The organism is Marinobacter salicampi, from assembly GCF_011074795.1.
Classification (GTDB): Bacteria; Pseudomonadota; Gammaproteobacteria; order Pseudomonadales; family Oleiphilaceae; genus Marinobacter; species Marinobacter salicampi.
Genome location: NZ_JAAMPF010000012.1, coordinates 1 through 18,430 on the forward strand (window position 1 = coordinate 1; position 18,430 = coordinate 18,430).

The 18,430-nt window shown below is 51.8% G+C and carries 15 protein-coding genes; 2 read left to right on the forward strand and 13 right to left on the reverse strand.

Annotated elements, in window-relative coordinates; genetic code table 11:
- Positions 1 to 81: 81 nt before the first annotated feature.
- On the reverse strand, positions 82 to 1,527 hold the full coding sequence (sbcB, locus tag G7W63_RS04750; RefSeq protein WP_166253935.1) for an exodeoxyribonuclease I: 1,446 nt from the start codon (positions 1,525 to 1,527) through the stop codon (positions 82 to 84).
- 68 nt (positions 1,528 to 1,595) lie between these two features.
- Entirely contained in the window at positions 1,596 to 2,468 is an 873-nt protein-coding gene (locus G7W63_RS04755) for a hypothetical protein (protein WP_166253938.1), read from the reverse strand.
- Positions 2,469 to 3,118: 650 nt separating this feature from the next.
- Here G7W63_RS04755 and G7W63_RS04760 point away from each other — a divergent pair.
- Together G7W63_RS04760 and G7W63_RS04765 are read left to right on the forward strand one after the other, a co-directional pair.
- Complete coding sequence (locus G7W63_RS04760) at positions 3,119 to 4,123, forward strand: response regulator (protein ID WP_166253941.1); 1,005 nt, start codon at positions 3,119 to 3,121, stop codon at positions 4,121 to 4,123.
- A 61-nt stretch (positions 4,124 to 4,184) separates the two neighbouring features.
- The gene (locus tag G7W63_RS04765; RefSeq protein WP_166253944.1) at positions 4,185 to 5,147 is read left to right on the forward strand and encodes a GGDEF domain-containing protein; all 963 of its coding nucleotides are present in this window, start codon (positions 4,185 to 4,187) and stop codon (positions 5,145 to 5,147) included.
- A gap of 149 nt (positions 5,148 to 5,296) precedes the next feature.
- Here the strand turns inward: G7W63_RS04765 and G7W63_RS04770 are convergent, their stop codons facing one another.
- From G7W63_RS04770 to G7W63_RS04820, 11 genes are all read right to left on the reverse strand, one after another.
- Complete coding sequence (locus G7W63_RS04770) at positions 5,297 to 5,665, reverse strand: histone-like nucleoid-structuring protein, MvaT/MvaU family (RefSeq protein ID WP_166253947.1); 369 nt, start codon at positions 5,663 to 5,665, stop codon at positions 5,297 to 5,299.
- Between the two features lie 323 nt (positions 5,666 to 5,988).
- Complete coding sequence (gene tviB, locus G7W63_RS04775; protein ID WP_166253950.1) at positions 5,989 to 7,251, reverse strand: Vi polysaccharide biosynthesis UDP-N-acetylglucosamine C-6 dehydrogenase TviB; 1,263 nt, start codon at positions 7,249 to 7,251, stop codon at positions 5,989 to 5,991.
- 92 nt (positions 7,252 to 7,343) lie between these two features.
- Positions 7,344 to 8,747: an MBL fold metallo-hydrolase RNA specificity domain-containing protein gene (locus tag G7W63_RS04780; RefSeq protein WP_166253953.1), complete on the reverse strand. Its 1,404-nt coding sequence runs from the start codon at positions 8,745 to 8,747 to the stop codon at positions 7,344 to 7,346.
- Positions 8,748 to 8,831: 84 nt separating this feature from the next.
- A complete protein-coding gene (locus G7W63_RS04785) occupies positions 8,832 to 10,772 on the reverse strand; it encodes a nucleoside-diphosphate sugar epimerase/dehydratase (RefSeq protein WP_166253956.1) in 1,941 nt (646 codons plus the stop codon).
- Positions 10,773 to 10,960: 188 nt separating this feature from the next.
- Complete coding sequence (locus G7W63_RS04790; RefSeq protein WP_166253959.1) at positions 10,961 to 11,512, reverse strand: sugar transferase; 552 nt, start codon at positions 11,510 to 11,512, stop codon at positions 10,961 to 10,963.
- The gene (locus G7W63_RS04795; RefSeq protein ID WP_166253962.1) at positions 11,509 to 12,450 is read right to left on the reverse strand and encodes a UDP-glucose 4-epimerase family protein; all 942 of its coding nucleotides are present in this window, start codon (positions 12,448 to 12,450) and stop codon (positions 11,509 to 11,511) included. The genes G7W63_RS04790 and G7W63_RS04795 overlap by 4 nt, the downstream gene beginning before the upstream one ends.
- 48 nt (positions 12,451 to 12,498) lie before the next feature.
- Positions 12,499 to 13,722, reverse strand: coding sequence for a glycosyltransferase family 4 protein (locus G7W63_RS04800; RefSeq protein WP_166253965.1), 1,224 nt, complete (start codon positions 13,720 to 13,722; stop codon positions 12,499 to 12,501).
- A complete protein-coding gene (wecB, locus tag G7W63_RS04805) occupies positions 13,719 to 14,783 on the reverse strand; it encodes a non-hydrolyzing UDP-N-acetylglucosamine 2-epimerase (RefSeq protein ID WP_166253968.1) in 1,065 nt (354 codons plus the stop codon). Before wecB ends, G7W63_RS04800 begins: the two co-directional genes overlap by 4 nt.
- A 9-nt stretch (positions 14,784 to 14,792) precedes the next feature.
- Complete coding sequence (locus tag G7W63_RS04810) at positions 14,793 to 15,914, reverse strand: glycosyltransferase family 4 protein (RefSeq protein WP_166253971.1); 1,122 nt, start codon at positions 15,912 to 15,914, stop codon at positions 14,793 to 14,795.
- Positions 15,901 to 17,022, reverse strand: a complete 1,122-nt coding sequence (locus G7W63_RS04815) for a glycosyltransferase family 4 protein (RefSeq protein ID WP_166253973.1) — start codon at positions 17,020 to 17,022, stop codon at positions 15,901 to 15,903. Before G7W63_RS04815 ends, G7W63_RS04810 begins: the two co-directional genes overlap by 14 nt.
- Positions 17,023 to 17,120: 98 nt before the next feature.
- Entirely contained in the window at positions 17,121 to 18,356 is a 1,236-nt protein-coding gene (locus tag G7W63_RS04820) for an O-antigen polymerase (protein ID WP_166253976.1), read from the reverse strand.
- Positions 18,357 to 18,430: the final 74 nt, after the last annotated feature.

The following is an 18,430-nucleotide window of genomic DNA, read 5'->3' on the forward strand; positions in this document are numbered from 1 at the left end:
GGGTTGGCCTGATTGGGAGCCTGGCGGCTCCTCGAAAGCTGAAGCTTCCGCTACATTTACACAAACCACGCCTTGGCCGGTTTAAACGTAAGGAATCAGGGATTCGCCGTAGAGGTGCAGCTCTTCCAGGATCTCGCGCTTTTGTTGCGGCAGCTCCGGGTCTGCGGCCAGGTTCTGCAGTGTCTTGAAGTAGCCTTCCAGTGACCGCCAGCCTTTTTTGGGCTGCATCAGGCGCTCCTGACGGAATTGCTCCCAGCGCTCCTGCTCTTCTGAAATCAGGCTGTCGGGGTAGTTTCTGGCCCGGTAGCGGAAAAGCATTTCCGCAAGTCGCGGGTCTTCAAAGGCGATTTCCAGCTCACCCAGCGTCTCGACCGGCTGCTGCAATACCCAGTTGAGCTTTTCGCGGTCTCCCTTGCTGATGAAACCACCAGCATAGAGTTGCTCGTCCGGGTCTGTGAGTTCGCCCTCGTGGGAGTGATCAAAAGCCTGGGCGATTCGGGCTGGCAGATCCTGGGCCTGGCGCAACAGCCCAAGGTGACTGCGCAACTTTTCTCCGTCCAGCGCAAGTGCCTGCAGCCTTTCCGGTGCCAGGCTTTTGAGCATGGTGGCGGGGGCGAGCACGGGGCATTTGTTCAGTTGAACCCCTTTCAGCGCAAACCGAGGGACGCCCTCCCCCAGTGCCGCCTGGGTAGTAAACACCCGGGCCCGGATCTCATCCGGCGCGGCAGCAATCAGATCGGTAGGATCCTCCCGGAGATCATACACAATCACCAGGTTCTTGTTGGTCGGGTGCTCGGCGATGGGCACCACCATGGCACAGCAACCACGGGTTGCCGGGTACTTGGCGGAAATATGGAACACCGGCTTGAGGGCAACAGAGTCAAGCAAGGCCCGGGCAGAATGTTTGTCCTTGTTCTGAAGTACAAAGTTGAAGAGCTTGGGTTGCTTCTCCCTGATCAGCCGGGCCACCGCCAGGGTTGCCTCCACATCAGACATGGCGTCGTGGGCGCTCTCATGCTGGATGCCATTGGCTGCGGTCAGCTCCTCAAGACGAAAGCTGGGGCTGCCGTCCTCCTTCATGGGCCAGTTGATGCCCTCCGGACGCAGGGCGTAGGTCAGCCTGACCATATCGATGATATCCCAACGGGAATTGCCGTTCTGCCATTCCCGACCATAGGGGTCGCGCAGGTTCCGGTACAGGGTATGGCGGGTGACCTCGTCGTCGAACCGCAGGCTGTTGTAGCCCACGACACAGGTACCCGGCTGACTGAAGGCTTCGTTGATCTGACCGATGAACTCGGCTTCCGGAAACCCCTCCTGCACGGCTTTCTGGGGGGTTATACCGGTGATCAGGCAGGCTTGGGGGTCAGGCAGGTAGTCATCCGCAGGCTTGCAGTAAATGACGAGGGGCTCTTCGATGATATTGAGGTCGGCGTCGGTCCTCACCCCCGCAAACTGGGACGGCCGGTCGTGAACCGGGTCCACGCCGAAGGTTTCATAATCATGCCAGTAGAATGAACGAATCACGAACTGCGGGCTCCTGCGCCGGTATTATCGGAAACTTCGGCGCAGTCTAGCAGATGTTGCCGGCGAGCTCAGAACAGCCCGTGACCGCGGTCGATATACTCAGTCCGTGCCCGGGGTACGCCATTTTGCAGGGTCTGCAGGTCCAGCGTCATGCTGGTGGGCACGTTGAAGAATACGCCCGGGTCAGTGGTTACCGTGCCTGTACCGTCGACATCGGTCCATTCAACCGCCTGCTTCTGGAATGAGAGGAAGAAGTCTTCTGCGAAACCCACCGTGCCATCATCGTTGGCCGTGCCTATATCCAGGGTTTTCAGGTTGGACAGCGGCGCGCACTGGGTGGAAGCGCCGCTGGCACAGTCCGTGGCGCCGGCAAGCCCGACATGGGTGGCCCTGTAGTTGGTGACTGAAGAGGCGTCGTTGTAGAGAACCGCCGCAGAGCGGGCACCGGTTTCGTCTTCTATCTGCAACCCCAGGTTACCGCTAAAGCTCGCGATATCCCCGGAGAGCGTGCCCCTCGCCTTGTTCAGCCCAAAGCGGAAGCCGACCACTTCGCCGTTCTGCTCGGCCAACTCGAAGTATGGGTCCGCCCCCACAAAAGGCACTATGTCCCCGACCTCATAGGTCTGGCCGTCCAGCTGAACGGTGGTGGCGTCCCGGGCTATGTGGCCCAGTGACAAATGATCGACCGCCAGATCAGTGCCCGCTTCTGTTTCGCCCAGCGCGACCGTATCGATGTTGGTCTGTATTTCCGCATCCATACCCATGGTGACCCGGGTAAACTGCTCTGAGGTACCGACCGTTCGGTCAATAGCAATCATCGCCTGCCCCTGAACCTGACCCATCTCTTCATCGGAAATAGGCTCAAGGTCTGCCTGTGCATAACCCGCAACAAACAGCCATATCAGGCTTGGGATGACGTACCTGTACGCGTCCCTGTTCATATCGTCTTGTCTCTGAATAAGCTCGAGTGTTGATGTCCAGACTCAGCTGCGGTTTATTGTTCTAGTGTGCCGTCTGGGTAATTCGCTGACCTACTGCGTGACGCTGAGGCCTCTGGCCAAGGCGCCGGTCCGCCGGTGTGGTGGTTCCACATCAAGGGCTGGCAACACCGGCCAGAGGCCACAGCGTCTCGCCCTTCGGGAGCCACTGAGGACTTTGAGAGCGGCGTTGCGCTGACTAGATTTGGAGCCACCAAACCTTCGCCATCGCGCCTTGCTCTCAAAGTCCTCAGTGGCTCAGTAGGTTAGCGAATTACCCAGACGGCACACTGGTATGACTGACCGCAGCGCCACTATAGCGAAGCCGTTATGGTCAATGGCGTGACACTAGTCACATTGGGCCAAAACAGACGGATTGGTTCCCGGGTTTATAAAGGGTTTATGAGGGCGGTCTCAATTTTTTCGGTAATTCAATAATTTGGAACATCTGTCTCAATTAGAGACGGAAGCGATGTATCTGTAACAGGATCGTAAAAACCGGTCAGCTCAACATGGCCCGGCTACACTTACCCTGGCGATCTGATCTACACTCAGGCCAACAGTCACCGATTCACGCCATTCACCAATCGACCCAACGAAGGGCCCGACCCTGCATGACCATGCGCGTTCTGATTTGCGACGACTCAGCAATGGCCCGCAAGCAGATGGCCCGGGCTCTGCCTGCGGACTGGGATGTGGAAACGTCCTTTGCGATTGACGGCCACGAGGCGCTAATAAAGGTTAAGGGCGGAGGCGCGGATATACTGTTCCTCGACCTGAACATGCCCGAGCTCGACGGCTACAGTGTTCTGGAGGCCATCAATAAGGCCGACCTCCAGGTGCTTACCATCGTTGTGTCCGGCGACATCCAGCCCCAGGCCCGGGACCGGGTGCGTAAAATGGGCGCCATTGATTTCATCAGGAAACCCACCGAGCCCGAACTGGTTGCCCGGCTTCTGCAGGACTTTGGCCTGTACCGGCCCGGCGACACCCGGGCCGCTGCCCGGTCTGCGCAGGGCGCTGGCACGGTAGGCCCCAAAACCACCCTTAACGATTACCTGCAGGAACTTTCCAACGTGGCCATGGGACGGGCCGCTGACCTGCTGGCGCGATTACTGAAGGTGTTCGTAAAGCTGCCTGTGCCCAAGGTGGCCATGATTGCCCGCTCCGAACTTAGCATGGCCCTGTCGGCTGCTGAAGAGTCCACCTATTCGGCGGTGTGCCAGGGGTTTATCGGCGCCGGCGTGGCGGGGGAAGCCATGTTGCTGTTCTCCGATGCCAGCTTCGAGGATATGGCCCACCTGCTCCAGTACGACGACCTCAGCTCGGAGGCATTGGAGGTGGAGGTGCTGATGGACATGTCCAGCATTCTGTTCGGTGCCTTCCTGAAAGGGCTTGGGGATCAGCTTGACCTCAAACTGGGGCTCGGGCATCCGACCGTGCTCGGCCAGCACCGGCACATCAGCGATCTGCTGGAACATCACAGCAAGCACTCAGAGCAGCTGCTGGCCATCGAAATCAACTACGCCATCGAAGACTATGCCATTGCCTGTGACCTGCTGGTGCTGTTAACAGAAGACTCCATCCCCCGGCTTGAGAAAAGCCTGGGCTACGCGTGACCGACAACGGCCCACCTACCCCGATGCTCTGCCAGGGCCCGAAATAATTGAGGACGACTCCATGGCCGCTGACGACAGCGACATCAAATCCTTCCATTGGCTGATGGACATGCTCGAGTCCGTGGAGATGGGCCTGGTGGTGCTCGACCTGGATTACCGTGTGCAGGTCTGGAACGGGTTCATGGAGAACCACAGCGGCATCACCGCCAGCCGCATACGCGACCGCAACCTGTTCGATGTGTTTCCGGACCTGCCCAGGGCCTGGCTGGCCCGCAAGGTAGAGTCGGTGGCCCTGCTCAACACCCGCACCTTTACCTCCTGGGAGCAGCGCCCCTACCTGTTCCGCTTCCGAAATACCCGGCCGATCACCGGCACAGAAGAGTACATGTATCAGAACCTGACCATCAGCCCGCTGTCTGCCCCGAACGGCACCATCGAAAAGATCTGCATCATGGTCTATGACGTTACCGATGTGGCCTCAGGCCGGATGGCGCTGGAACGGGCCAATGTGCAGTTGGAAAAACTCAGCATGACTGACCGCCTGACCGGCCTGCTGAATCGGGGTACCTGGGAGAACCTGGTAGATGCCGAGTTCGAGCGCCACCGCCGCTACGGAAACCCTACAGCTCTGGTCATGTTCGACATTGATCACTTCAAACTGGTGAACGATACCTACGGCCATCTGCCGGGGGACGAAGTGATAAAGCATACCGCCCATGTCATCCGAACCAGCCTACGCCAGTCAGACCTGGCCGGTCGTTATGGCGGCGAGGAGTTTGGCATCATCCTGCCAGAGACCGATGCTGAAGGGGCACGCATTATCTGCGAACGGATAAGGGAAGCCATCGCCAGCAGTGTTGTGAACACCTCCGTGGCCGACATCCAGTACACCGTCAGCATGGGCGTCGCGCCCCTGACCGACAAGCCCGACAACCACATGCAATGGCTGGAGCAAGCTGATAATGCGCTCTACGCTGCCAAGGAGAATGGACGTAATAAAGTGGTGGTATTCGGGGACCGTTGATTGCTGGCCCTGAAACGCAATAAGCCGTGAAGGGCGCGTATCCCGGTTCGAGATAACGCGCCCTTCACGGCCATAGGGCAATCCGTACAAGCCTTACTTCAAGAAGCCCTGTTGCCAGACGCCTGCATCAAAGAAGCTCCGGTCAGCTTTTAGTCCTGCTGCCAGCTTTGAACGGTGGCCTTACCATGCTTCTGGCGCCATTCATTCAGGGTCTTGTGGTTGCCGCCGCGGGTCTGGACCACCTCACCGGTGTTCGGGTTCTTGTAGGTCTTCAGGGGGCGCTTGGGCCGGCTTGTGGCGCCGCTGTCGGTTTTACCACCGACAACTGCTGGATCAATGGCACCCAGAACCTGAAGAACGTCTTTAGGTGACTTGTCATACTCTTTCATTAACGCGCGAACTTTTTCTTCAAACTGCAGTTCATGTTTAAGCGCGTTGTCCTGTTCAAGCTGACGCAGTTCCTCAGTGAGCTTCTCCATAAGCTGCTTTTTCTGATAGTAGTCATTAATCTTAGCCATCAATTAAACCCTTGTTTGAACCAATAATGTGGAGCTCGCCTGAACTGCCGAATATTACGAGGAAACCGTTTAACATTCTAATAAAACATGGCGAGCTCATCAAAAATGGCGAGGAGTCTTTGAGAACCGACCAAAAATATTAAATACCGCCTGGTAATACGGCCTGAACTGATAGTAAACCAGAGATTTTATATTCGCAATTATAATAACAGAGTTTAATAAACGAAAACGGCCGGAGCATTCCGGCCGATTCTTTTATTGCCTTTCAAAACCACCGCTTTTAAAACCAGCTCACGGCAGGGATATGTAAGGCTTGTGTATAGTCACAGGCGCAGGTCGGCACTACCCAGGGGCAGAATACCTTTAAGGTCAAACAACACGCCTTTGTCTTTCATCAATTCACGGAACTGTGGAGCTGTCATGGCGGCGTATTCACGGTGGGGTACGGTTAGTACAACCGCATCGTAATAGCCTGGTTCGGGGTTATCGATAAGTTTCAGACCATACTCATGCATAGCTTCGTCATTGTCCGCCCAGCAATCGGTTACATCCACCTTGCACCCGAACTCAGCCAGCTCCTTTATCACATCAACAACCCGGGTATTACGAAGATCAGGGCAGTTTTCCTTGAAGGCCAGACCCATGATTAATACCTTTGAGCCCGCTACCGCCTGGCCGGATTTAATCATGGCCTTGATCAGTTCAGACGAGGCATAAGCGCCCATGTTGTCATTGACTCTTCGCCCGGCAAGGATCATTTCAGGATGATAACCCACCGCCTGAGCCTTATGGGTCAGGTAGTATGGGTCCACGCCGATACAGTGACCACCCACCAACCCTGGCTTGAACGGCAGGAAGTTCCATTTGGTGCCGGCCGCTGCCAATACTTCATGGGTATCAATCCCCAATCGCGAAAAGATCATTGAAAGCTCATTCATCAAGGCAATGTTCACATCCCGCTGGGTGTTTTCAATTACCTTGGCGGCTTCTGCGACTTTTATGGAACTCGCCTTATGAGTACCGGCCGTAATGATACTGGCGTAAAGCTCATCAACTTCGTCTGCAATAGCCGGCGTGGAGCCGGAAGTCACCTTCTTTATGGTGGTGACCCGGTGCTCCTTGTCGCCCGGGTTAATACGCTCGGGGCTGTAGCCGGCATAGAAATCCTGGTTAAAGGTAAGGCCGGAAACTTTTTCCAGAATGGGCACGCACACTTCTTCTGTTGCGCCCGGGTAAACTGTGGACTCGTAAATAACGATGTCACCCTGTTTCAGGACCTTGCCGACGGATTCGCTGGCTTTGATCAGGGGGGTAAGATCCGGGGTTTTAAAGGCATCGATTGGTGTGGGGACGGTTACTATGAAGACCTGGCAATCCCGGACATCTTCCAGTTTGTCAGTAAAGGACAACCCTTTTGCCCTTGAAAACTCTTCTTCTGAAATCTCTCGCGTGAAATCTATGCCTTTGTTGAGTTCGCCAATGCGTTTGGCATTAATATCAAAACCAACAATTTCCCGCTTTTCACCAAAAGCCGCAGCGAGAGGGAGACCTACATAGCCAAGGCCGATGACTGCAATTTTCTTCATATTGATAACACCCGATATTTCATAAGTACGTGTCGGCATTTAACGGATACTGAGCCGTAAACACAAGCAATAGTGAACTTTTATCGGCCTGGCTAGGCGCTTGGTATCACTACTTGCGAACTCAGCTTCGTTTCAAGCAACTGTTTAAAAGCAAACTTCACAGAATCTTCCCCGTGAACAATCCGTATTTCTTTTGGCTGTGCCGGAATCCCGGTTATAAAGCGCATCAGGTCTGACTGACCCGCATGGGCCGAGTAGCCGCCAACCTGATGGACCTGGGCCCGTATATCAAAACGCTCTCCGTCCAGCTCAACCCAGCCGCCGCCAGGTCCATAGGTAAGGATGTCCCGCCCCGGCGTACCCTTGGCCTGGTAGCCTACAAACAATACATCATTCCGGGCCTCGCCCAGCATTGCCTTCAGGTAGTTCACCACCCTGCCGCCGGCGCACATGCCGGACCCGGCAATCACCACACAGGGGCGGTGGGAGCGTGCCAGATAATCGACAGCGTTCAGGTGGTCGCTGTGCTCATTAATGACCGTTAGCTGCTCGAAGGACAACGGATGGCGGCCATGGTGGACGCGGTCCAGCGCTTCCGCATCCCAGAACGGCTTCAGCTTCCGGTATATGCCGGTAAAGGTCGCCGCCAGGGGTGAGTCCACCACAATTTCAAGATCCTGCCAGGTCAGCCCTCTCGTGGTAGAACGAATGTCCTCATGCCCGAACTCGTGGATCAGACCTTCAATCTCATAAAGCAGATCCTGAGTCCTACCAATACTGAAGGCCGGTATCAGAACGGTGCCGCCGTCTTCGAGGGCGTGTTCCAGAATGGCTTTCAGCCGGTAACGGAGAGTCTCCCGCTCCTCGTGATCCTTGTCGCCGTAGGTACTCTCGATGACCAACCGGTCGCACGACTCCGGAGACACGGCATCTGGCAGCAAAGGCGAATGGGTAGCGCCCAGGTCACCACTGAACACGATGCGTTCGCGAACACCCTCACTGAAGGCATCGCACTCCACATAGGCGGAGCCCAGGATATGCCCGGCCCGCTGCAAACGCACGCTCAGGCTCTGGCTCTCCCCGTTCACTATTTCATGCCATTGATCATAGGGCACGGGCACGATCATCGAGGTGAGAAGGTCAAGCACCTGCTCGATCAAGCGTTTATCCCGGGTAAAGCCAATTTTCAGGGCATCCCTGAGGATCTCCGGCAGCATAATGGCCGAAGGCTCGGAACAAATAATCGGGCCCTTGAAGCCGGCAATCAGGAGGTAGGGAATGCGCCCAACATGATCAATGTGCACATGGGTGACCACAAGCGCCTTGATATGCTCAATGGGGAAGTCCACAGAAAGGCTGGAGGCCGACCCCTGGTTACCCGCCTCCTCGCCCTGGAACAGACCGCAGTCAATGAGAATGGCAGCATTGCCAACCTTCAGCTCATGGCAGGAGCCGGTAACGCCATCGGTGGCGCCGTGGTGAGATAGTTCTATCAACTTCAGGAAACTCCTTTTCCTATTTATATTTTATCTTTCTTTTCTTTGAGCAGGTTCTAGATACACCCGGGTGGGGGCCGGCCATTAGAGGGGAAGGCGCCGGATCTTGCTGTTCTCAAGTGCAGCTTGCGGGCCTACCTGATGGCCATTGCACCAGACCAGATCCACCACATCGCTGTTCGGCGCATAACCGGTAGGCGCCTCCCGCAGAAGCTGAACCACACGGTAGCAATCGAAGTTCTGGCTGGCCTGGGTGAGTTGGTCCAGCAGCGCGTCGACTTCGGCCCAGGGCATGGAGGCTTCCCGGGCCATCATGATGCGGGGGTGAACGGTGCCCTGGGGGTCATCGCCAATCAGTAGCTCCTCAAATAACTTTTCACCCGGCCTGAGGCCGGAAAAAACTACTTCGATGTCGCCATCGGGGTACTCATCGGTTTTTTCCGTCATACCCATCAGGTGGATCATTTTGCGTGCCAGGTCCGCGATCTTGACCGGCTCGCCCATATCCAGCACAAATACCTCGCCACCCTGCCCCATGCTGCCGGCCTGCAGAACCAGCTGGCTGGCCTCCGGAATCGTCATGAAATAGCGAATGATGTCCGGATGAGTGACCGTGACCGGTCCGCCGTCGCGGATCTGCTCCCGGAACAGGGGCACCACCGAGCCGGAGGAACCCAGCACATTACCAAACCGCACCATGCAGAACTTGGTTTTCAGCTGCCGCTGAGCCAGGGCCTGCAGGATCAGCTCCGCCAGGCGCTTACTGGCCCCCATCACATTGGTGGGCCGAACGGCTTTATCGGTAGAGATCAGCACAAAGCGCTCGACCCCGGCCGCCACCGCTGCCTCTGCCGCATGCCAGGTTCCAAATACGTTGTTCTGCACGCCCTCAATAACGTTGTGCTCCACCAGCGGCACGTGTTTGTAGGCGGCTGCATGATAAACGGTCTGTATGCCGAAGGAGCGCATGACGGTTTCACACCGGCGCCTGTGCTTGACGCTACCCATCAGAGGGTGAATCTCAACCTCAAGATTCTCCACCGAATTGATACGGGCCAGCTCCCGCTCGATGGCATAAAGGGAGAACTCGGATTGCTCAAACAAAATAAGGGACCGAGGCCGGTGACGAATAATCTGCCGGCACAGCTCGGAGCCAATGGACCCCCCGGCACCAGTCACCATCACCGCCTTGCCATACAACGACGTGGCCACCATGGCGCTGTCTGGCCGAACTGGATCGCGGCCCAGCAGGTCTTCGATTTCCAGATCCCGGATATCGTTAATGCGAGCCTGTCCGGAGACCAGCTCCGACATGCTCGGTACCGTTTGAACGGGAATGGCCAAAGGCTCGAGCTCTTTTAACAGGGCTTTTCGATCGACGCTGCTGTCCGGCTCCAGTGCCAAGAGAATACGCCGGGCGTGATGTTTTTTCAGCGAGCGCTCGATGTGATCAAAACTATAGACGGGTACGCCATTGATTAACGAGCGATGGCTCGACCTGTCGAAAGACACAAACATAACCGGCTGGCATTCGGTACCCTGCTCCAGCGCTGTCGCCAGCTGACGACCGGTTTCACCGGCCCCGATGATTGCGACCGGCTCCTTGGATCGTCGCCTGGGGCGGCTTACGAGCATGCGGACACCCATGCGAGTGCCACCTACGAACAGAAAGGCCAAGGCTCCGTAAATAATAGGAACGGAGCGCGGGACAAAGACCTGCAGCAGGTAACCCAAAACAATCAGGATAGCGCTTGACGCCGCCACACCGTAAATAATGGTCAGAAAAGCCCGGTCGCTGAGGTAACGCACAACGGCGCGGTAAAGGCCAAGACGTACAAAAATCGCCAGCGTGAATACAACCGTAAGCGCTGAGACAAGCAACTGGCCGTAGCTCGGCATCCAGAAATGCTGCTCAAGCCTGAGTGCAAAGGCTCCCCAGAGCGCCAGGAACAAGAAGAACGCATCTGATGCGAGCGACACCAGGCGCTTGTAGAGTCTTGGGAGTGCGAGAAACCTTCTAAACATTAGACCTTCTAAACAGTGCGCTGCAAATTTTAAATAGTCGAGAAACTTGTAATACATCAGACTAATCTAAAACCGCCAGAGGAACACATTAGGTTTCGTTTACTTTTCGACCAACCGGCTACCTTACCGTTCGCTCATTGCTCTACCTAAAACCTAGGCGCAAACTCGAACTTAAAAGTGTCCCTACTTCAAAGTTTTATTCGGTCGCCTCTACCCTTCCCGGCCACCGTCAGGAAAATATATCGAAAATAATTCTTAAGATTAAGTTCGACTAGCATTCTGGCGTCGGTTTCGGCCAGCAAGAGCGGCGTAGACATGTCGATGTCTTTGATCTGAGCGAGACCGGTGATGCCTGGCCGCGCTTCGAGAACACCACGGGCCTCCCGCTCGGCGATTAACTCCTCCTGGCTGAACAGGCAGGGCCGGGGGCCTACCAGGCTCATCTCACCTTTTAACACATTCCATAGCTGAGGCAGTTCATCTAATTTAGTGCGGCGGAGAAAGCGGCCAAAAGGCGTTATGGCATTTGCGCTGGCGAAGTGACTGGCAACGGAGGCCGTGTCTTTTTTCATGGTGCGGAACTTCACCAAAGTGAATGCCTTTTTATTGCGGCCCACACGTTCTTGGCAGAATATGGGGGAACCTGTGTCAAAAAAACCTGCCACTGTCAGCAGAATTAGCACCGGAAAGCCCATGACCAATCCGAAAAGAGAAAAAAAAATATCAAGTAATCGCTTCACAACTTTTTCTCCGAAGGGAAACAGCGAGTGAGACCCTCTTCTACCGAGAGAGGTGGCTGCCAGCCCAACAACTTCTGGGCTTTGGAAATATCTACCTGCAAAGAGCCCACCAAGCGTTGCGCTACCGCCTTTTTACCAATCATAGAAGCGCCGAACAGCAGCAAGCTTTCAGGCACCGGTATCAACCGGGAAGGTCTACCCATAGCCCTGGCAACCCCACGCAACAGTTCAGTAGTTGAAAGATCCTGGCCATCCCCTACCAAAAACACCTGGTTAGCGGCGGCGGGATGATCAATACAGGTAGTTATCAGGTCAACAAGATTATCAAGCGCAACCAACGAACGTTTATTGTGAACAGCGCCTAGGGGCAATGGGAAACCTTTCTCAACCCAACGAATCAATGCACCGAAATTTCCTGGCGCTCCGGGCCCGTATACAAGGGGTGGGCGTATAATAACAATTTTAATGCCTGTATCTTTTTGAACTTTCCATAAACCCTGCTCAGCCTCCCATTTAGATTGCGCATAAAGTTCAGCTGGCCGGGGTTGATCGCTCTCAGTAAATGGGCGGGCATTTATGTTGCCGTTTACCCCAATCGTACTAATAAAAATAAACCGCTGCGCACCTGCCTCAGCAGCTTGGCGTGCAAGATTTACCATACCGTCGACGTTAACCTTGCGGTATTCACTAAGGGCCTCAGCAACCTCATTCTTCGTGACGTGCGCTCGGGCTGCCGCATGAATAATTATCTGTTGCTTCATCAAGGCCGCAGACCAATCCGTATTCGCATCCAGGTTCCTAACGACCACCTCTCGGCCACTTACATCAATCGCAGGACGCCTTACAGCACAAGTCAAATCTATATCAGGCTCAACCTCAAGGGATTTCGCTAAACGACTACCAACAAATCCGGTTGCGCCAGTCAAAAGTACTTTCACAGGGACTCCAAATTAAGACGCTCTGCAGATAACCCTTCCCGAAACAATTCAGGCGAATAATATCTTTGAAAGCTTTTCTGCGAGCTGTCTATACTCATACTGGTCAAGAGCTAACTTACGCCCATTTGCGCCCATCACTGCCCGCTCCTCAGGAGTCGAACGGTAGAGCTTAAGTACAGCATCGGCAAGTTGTTTGTCGTCCTCAGCAGCTATCTGTAAACCTGCGTTGGCTTCGCCAACCGGATCACAGGCACCTGAAAACGCATGAATAATTGGTTTTCCTGAATATAAGTATTCAGGTAATTTATTCGCTCCGATACCAAATCGGTAGAGTGGGTCGTTCAACCACCCTATATAGCACGCGTTGAACCGCGACAACATGGATGGTACTTCCACCTTCGGAATGGAATCAACGAAATACACATTTCCTAACCGCTTTCCGTCAACCAACTCTTGTAGTTCCGGCTTCTCTTTTCCATTTCCAACCAAAATAAAGGCGATATCTGGATGATCTCTCAATCGGTCTGCTGCATTAATTAAGGTGTTGAGGGCGTTTGCAAACCCGAGCGTACCGGTATACCCGATTAAAAATTTATTTTGGGGTAATTGGCCATCCGCTCTATCGTTAAGGGGAATATTCATGCGAACCTCATCCATCGAAAAACCGTTAGGCACCCAAGAAAATTTCTCCCGCTTCATACCCCTGCTGACCATGTGCTCTACCGAGTTCTTTAGGTTGGATATCACCCAATCCGAGTCCTGATAGGCTTTGTCCTCAACTCGCTGTAAAAAACGAACAAATGGATGCTTGGCCGAATATCCACCGATCTCAATCAATGTCATAGGCCAAATATCCCGAACATCAAAAACCAACCTTGCCCCAAACTTACGAGCCAGGCTTTTCGCTCCAAAAAAAGAAAGAAGGGACGGAGAAGAACAAACAACGGCGTCGGGGGACTCGGGAATTACCTTTGCTAACTTCCGAATGCGCCACGAAAAAAGGAACCACCCAATGGCCCTTCCCTTGCTATGTGCCTGATCGTAGTGAGGCATGCTTGTCCAGACGACCGTAAACCGATCCGCCTCTTTTTCTAACTTGAATTCTGAAATAAGTTCCGGTTTGGAACGAAGAAGATGGTGTCCGGCAGAAACAATCAAATAAACATTGTAGCCAAGCTTAGCTAGCTCTCTTCCCAAATAATAATGTCGACCGGCAAATCCATACTCAGGCGTGGAAGCATACTGATTCACAATCCATACTGTCTTCCTCATGAGTTCGCCTTTTCTATTTCTTTAACAATTCTCTGAGCGGCTTGCCCGCCCCCGTACAGCTGGTCTCTATCCTTAACAGAACCACCAGCGTTTCGGGCAGCGGCCTTTTCAATCTTTTGTCGATCTGCTCTCACCAGTTCGTTGGCGCTTACTTCGATTAGCTCAACCCATTCGGTCTCGCAATGCATCGTGACGCATGCTTTGTCGAATAAGAACGCTTCTTTCTGTAACCCTTCACTGTCAGTTAGTGCAAGTTGACATCGGTCAATCAACCACACCATTTCAAAAAACCCTAAGAGCTCAATCAGATGGACATCTAGCTCCAGGCCTTGTTGGGCAATAAGCCTCATGGTGGGAAAGTGAAAAGGTAACACTACTAATATTTGGTTTAGATGGATCTCGTTCAGAGCATGGATAATGTTAGCTAGACGCTTAGGATTAAAGGCGTTTTTGGCTTGATGTAGAGTTGCCAACAAAAAGTCTTTAGTTAGCTGATTATACGCAGGAGCAAACGCATTTCTTGTAAATAGTAGAGCTGCACCCTGCATCACATCACCCGCCTGCAATACTCTTATCGGTTTAGCCCGAAAACATTCAATCTCAAGATTTTTGACTGCCGTTGTGGTTGGAACCAGCAGAGCGCTGATCTGATCGGTGAGGATAAGGTTAACTTCTTCATCCATCTGCTTGTTGTAGCTACGCAAACTGGCTTCCACGTGGGCAACTGGGACATGCAGTTTGGACGAAGCCAGTGCGTCGGCTAAGATTGAGTTGGTATCTCCATATACACGGTCGGGCGTGTGTTCCAACAGAGCTTGTGCGACCTCAGTCAAGATCCGACCGGTCACCTCATCATGACTGCCACCATGGATATTCAGTTGAATATCTGGTTTGGGAATACCGAGCTGGTTAAAAACAAATTTTGACATGTTAACGTCGAAGTGATTCCCAGCGTGTAGCAGGATCTCTTCAATACCTTCAGTTAATTGTATGGCGCGGGTAACGACCCTGGCTTTAATGAACTGTGGACCTGCGCCGATGGTAGTGAGGCTTCCATGCATACAGGATCTTTATCTCGCCAATGAACTATAGAAATGCAGCAATTTCTGCTCTTCGTTATCCCAGTTGTACTTCTGAAACACAGCCTTCTGGCCATTGCGTCCCATCTGAGCGGCTTCCTCGGGGTGGGTGACAAGGTAATCAATGGCATTCGCAATAGCTTGAGGATCAAGTGGATCTACGCAAATACCGCATTGGCTGCCTTCGATGATTTGTTTCCAGAGGGGAAAGTCGGAAGCGATAACTGGTATACCCGCAGCCATGTACTCGAACATTTTAACCGGCAACGCGTCCAGATAATTTATGATTGGGCGGAGAGTTACGAGCCCAGCTACCGAATCATTAAGAGCTTTTTTTATCTCTTCCCGATCCAGCCAGCCGCGGAAATCCACATTTTGCCATCCGGCCTCAGCCCGTACTTTTGCCTCGAATTCAGGTTGGCCAAATTTTCCGCCCAAGGTAAACCTTACTCCCGTTCGAGTCAGGCTTAGTGCCTTAACCATTTCCTGGATGCCTCGTACCTTGTCGAGGCCCCCAATATAAACAACCTGAAGTTTTTCTTTCGGCCAGCTCACCCCGCAGGAAGATAGCTCCCCTCGTATCGGATAGTTGTTGATATCCACAGAACGCACGCCCATGGCGCAGAACTTATCGCGAATATGTGGTGTTGCAGCAACCACGGCGTCCAACTTAGGACAGACCCAACGTTCATACTTTGCAAAAATATAAGAAAGGAGCCACTTGGACGGTTTATTCAAATACGGCTTACCCAACAATTGCTTGGGCACATCTTCATGGGAATCGAAAATTACATTTTTCCCGCTCCTTTTCAGTTTCAGGCCAATAGGAAGTAGCTCGGGATCGTGTAGATGGTATAGATCAGCATCCAGCTCCTTTGCCTTTCGAAAAACGCGACTTGGAGCATTTTTGATGCGATCCAAACGCCCCCTAGAGCCCCCAACATCATGAATGACCACACCTTTTTTCTCCTCACCGCCCCTACCATCGGCGACTACTAAAGAAACCTTGTAGCCGTGGTTGGCGAGAGATGTGCACTCTTTAAGAAAAATACGAGTGTCAGTGCGAGGGTGGACAGAGGTTAGGTGAGCAACGTGTAGGTTAGAGAGCACCATAGATCTTTCCCAAAGTTTTCTCTTGTTCTTCCCAGCAATATTTCTTCCGAGCGTCAAACACATTTTTTTGGATGGCCTTATAGTCCTGGGCCAAAGAGCGAATAACTGCTTTACGGAAACCTTCCACCGTATTATCTTCAGCAACAATGCCAACGCCTTCAGTCTCAACCAACTTCTTCATCTCATAGAGATTGGAGGTCAGTACTGGTAGACCCGCCATTAAATATTCAAAAACCTTATTAGGAAGGCAATATCGATAGCTCAAGCACGAATCTTCAATGAACGAAACGCCATAATCTGCTGAGCTAGTGTAGTTCAATAGCACGTCTGGCATTACTGCCGAATGAAAAAATATTGTCTCACTATCTTGCGATTTATGCTGAATCAATTGTTCTAGTGGACCATAGCCCATACAGACCAGCACATTTTGATCCGTTTCTAGGGCTGTAAAAGCTTCCAATAACAATTCAACGCCACGGCCCTTGCTCAGCCCGCCTTGATATAGAAAAATGGTCTGATCAGCACGAATACCCAAGTTTTTTCGGAACAAATCATTCTTTGGCTGCTCCTTATGCGAGGGACAGTTCAATACCAAATGGGGCTGAGGAATCTTGTACAGTCGGGCATACTCGTTAGCGATGGAGTCGCTGACCGTGATTATGCTATCAACGAAGGGAATGAGGCAGCGCTCGAGCAATTTCCTACCATTTTTCTCAACGCCTTTAAGCCCAGTAATTTCAGTCTCATATTCGTGGCAATCATACACAACTCTTGTTTTTTTACTAAACAACTTTATTAGCAGACCAATCGGCAACGCGTTCAAATCATTACAGTGAACGTAATTAACGCCCCTAAACCGCCAAAAAACTTTACACGCAAACTCAAAATACTTGACTATCTGAATCGGCTTAAATTTTGGCCAAGAGCGTGTAGCCAACGGAATCCGATAAACACAAACGCCAGCTACAGATTCTTTTGTTTCTAGCCCAGGCCTGTGCAAAGCAACCACTATCGGATGGTAACCAAAGGAAGCTAATGATTTTGATATTTTCCAAACACGACTATCGTTCGTAAAATCGTTAAGTACGATATTTGCTACTTTCGTCATTTAGTTTATAACCTAAAGGTCTAGCTGAAAATCGAATATTTTAAAAAAAACCGAGATACGCCTATATAATCTCTAACGCTGTGCAGAAAATTATTTGCTCAGAACTTTTTTAGAGAACGTCCTCTTGGTTTTCTTAGCAAAATATAGCCACGGAGTGAAAACACTAAAATAACAATAAAGCTCAACATAATAATGTAAACGCTATAAAGATAACCACTAAACCCAGTTACAGACAAATCTTTGAATGTAAGGATCAACCATACTATAAAACCAGTAGAAAGAGCGTTTATTTCAAATTTAGACACAAGATAACTAATGACAGCAATTATACAGCCCATAGTAAAAGCAACAACTGGAATGCCAATAGGGCCAAAATTTGCGTAAGCCTCACCCCAGAACACAGTTGGCGCTGAACCCACCACTCCTGATTTGGCTAGTGCAGGAAATAGCCAGTTCATCACTTCAACAGTATACCTGTATGTCTCGTATGGCATTATACCACCAGGGTTAGGAAATGTGCGCCCTAGCAGATAGTCTTGATGGGCTGGAAAGAATTCCAAATAAAAATAAGCCGGCGATATGCTCCCAGAGAATGCACGAGAGAACACTGACCAAAGCGCGGATTTGGCGTTATCTGAATCCATGAAAACTATATAAGCCAGCATCAAGATACCTATAACTCCAACTGCAAACAATGCCATTTTCTTAAAAGGAACGAACCCATTATTTTTAACAAGATAATATGTCATAAAAAGACCAATTAATAACCATGCAAATGGAGCTTTCTCAGTTGCTATAATCGCAACAATAGTCGAATAGGTAAAAGTCGCAATAAATGCTATAAAAGAATAAAATCTCTTTCTATGTAACCAAAGCGCAAAAGTAGTAAAAGTTAGCAAATTACCTAAATCATGCATGACCAATTTGTACCAGTGATACTTTCCGGAGAAAGAGCTACCCATGTCACTACGAGCTTGCCTAGCAGCATCTGCGCCCTCTGATAAAGAAATCAAAATCGCAATTTGGTCTAATTGGCTCAAATATTTGATTAATACCAGTACGCTAAAAGCAAAAAAACCGATAAGAACTTGCTTCTGAAGGAGGTTCAGTGGACGTGTATATTTTGTGTCATAAATTACAGGTTGAAGTCGGGTGACCTTGCGAATAAAAACCGCCCCCACCAGAAAGAATATAATATTAACGCTGGAATAGAAAAGTACTGTTAGGACAAGAATCTGATCTTCTATACCTATGTTGTAGCGGTAGTCATCTAGAAAATAGAAAAGTGGCAGTGTGCCAATTATAGAAAACATAAATAAAGCTACTGCTGTCACATTTACTAAGCTCACCTGATTAATGCGGTCGCCAGCGATCCTCAGTAGTAAGACTGCAAAGGGCGGTACTAGTA

What these genes read in the sequence shown, in the direction of transcription:
- G7W63_RS04755 (WP_166253938.1), bottom strand. Translation starts at nt 2,468, where the DNA reads ATGAACAGGGACGCGTACAGGTACGTCATCCCAAGCCTGATATGGCTG.
- G7W63_RS04760 (WP_166253941.1), top strand. Translation starts at nt 3,119, where the DNA reads ATGACCATGCGCGTTCTGATTTGCGACGACTCAGCAATGGCCCGCAAG.
- G7W63_RS04765 (WP_166253944.1), top strand. Translation starts at nt 4,185, where the DNA reads ATGGCCGCTGACGACAGCGACATCAAATCCTTCCATTGGCTGATGGAC.
- G7W63_RS04770 (WP_166253947.1), bottom strand. Translation starts at nt 5,665, where the DNA reads ATGGCTAAGATTAATGACTACTATCAGAAAAAGCAGCTTATGGAGAAG.
- tviB (WP_166253950.1), bottom strand. Translation starts at nt 7,251, where the DNA reads ATGAAGAAAATTGCAGTCATCGGCCTTGGCTATGTAGGTCTCCCTCTC.
- G7W63_RS04785 (WP_166253956.1), bottom strand. Translation starts at nt 10,772, where the DNA reads ATGTTTAGAAGGTTTCTCGCACTCCCAAGACTCTACAAGCGCCTGGTG.
- G7W63_RS04800 (WP_166253965.1), bottom strand. Translation starts at nt 13,722, where the DNA reads ATGAGGAAGACAGTATGGATTGTGAATCAGTATGCTTCCACGCCTGAG.
- wecB (WP_166253968.1), bottom strand. Translation starts at nt 14,783, where the DNA reads ATGCATGGAAGCCTCACTACCATCGGCGCAGGTCCACAGTTCATTAAA.
- G7W63_RS04810 (WP_166253971.1), bottom strand. Translation starts at nt 15,914, where the DNA reads ATGGTGCTCTCTAACCTACACGTTGCTCACCTAACCTCTGTCCACCCT.
- G7W63_RS04815 (WP_166253973.1), bottom strand. Translation starts at nt 17,022, where the DNA reads ATGACGAAAGTAGCAAATATCGTACTTAACGATTTTACGAACGATAGT.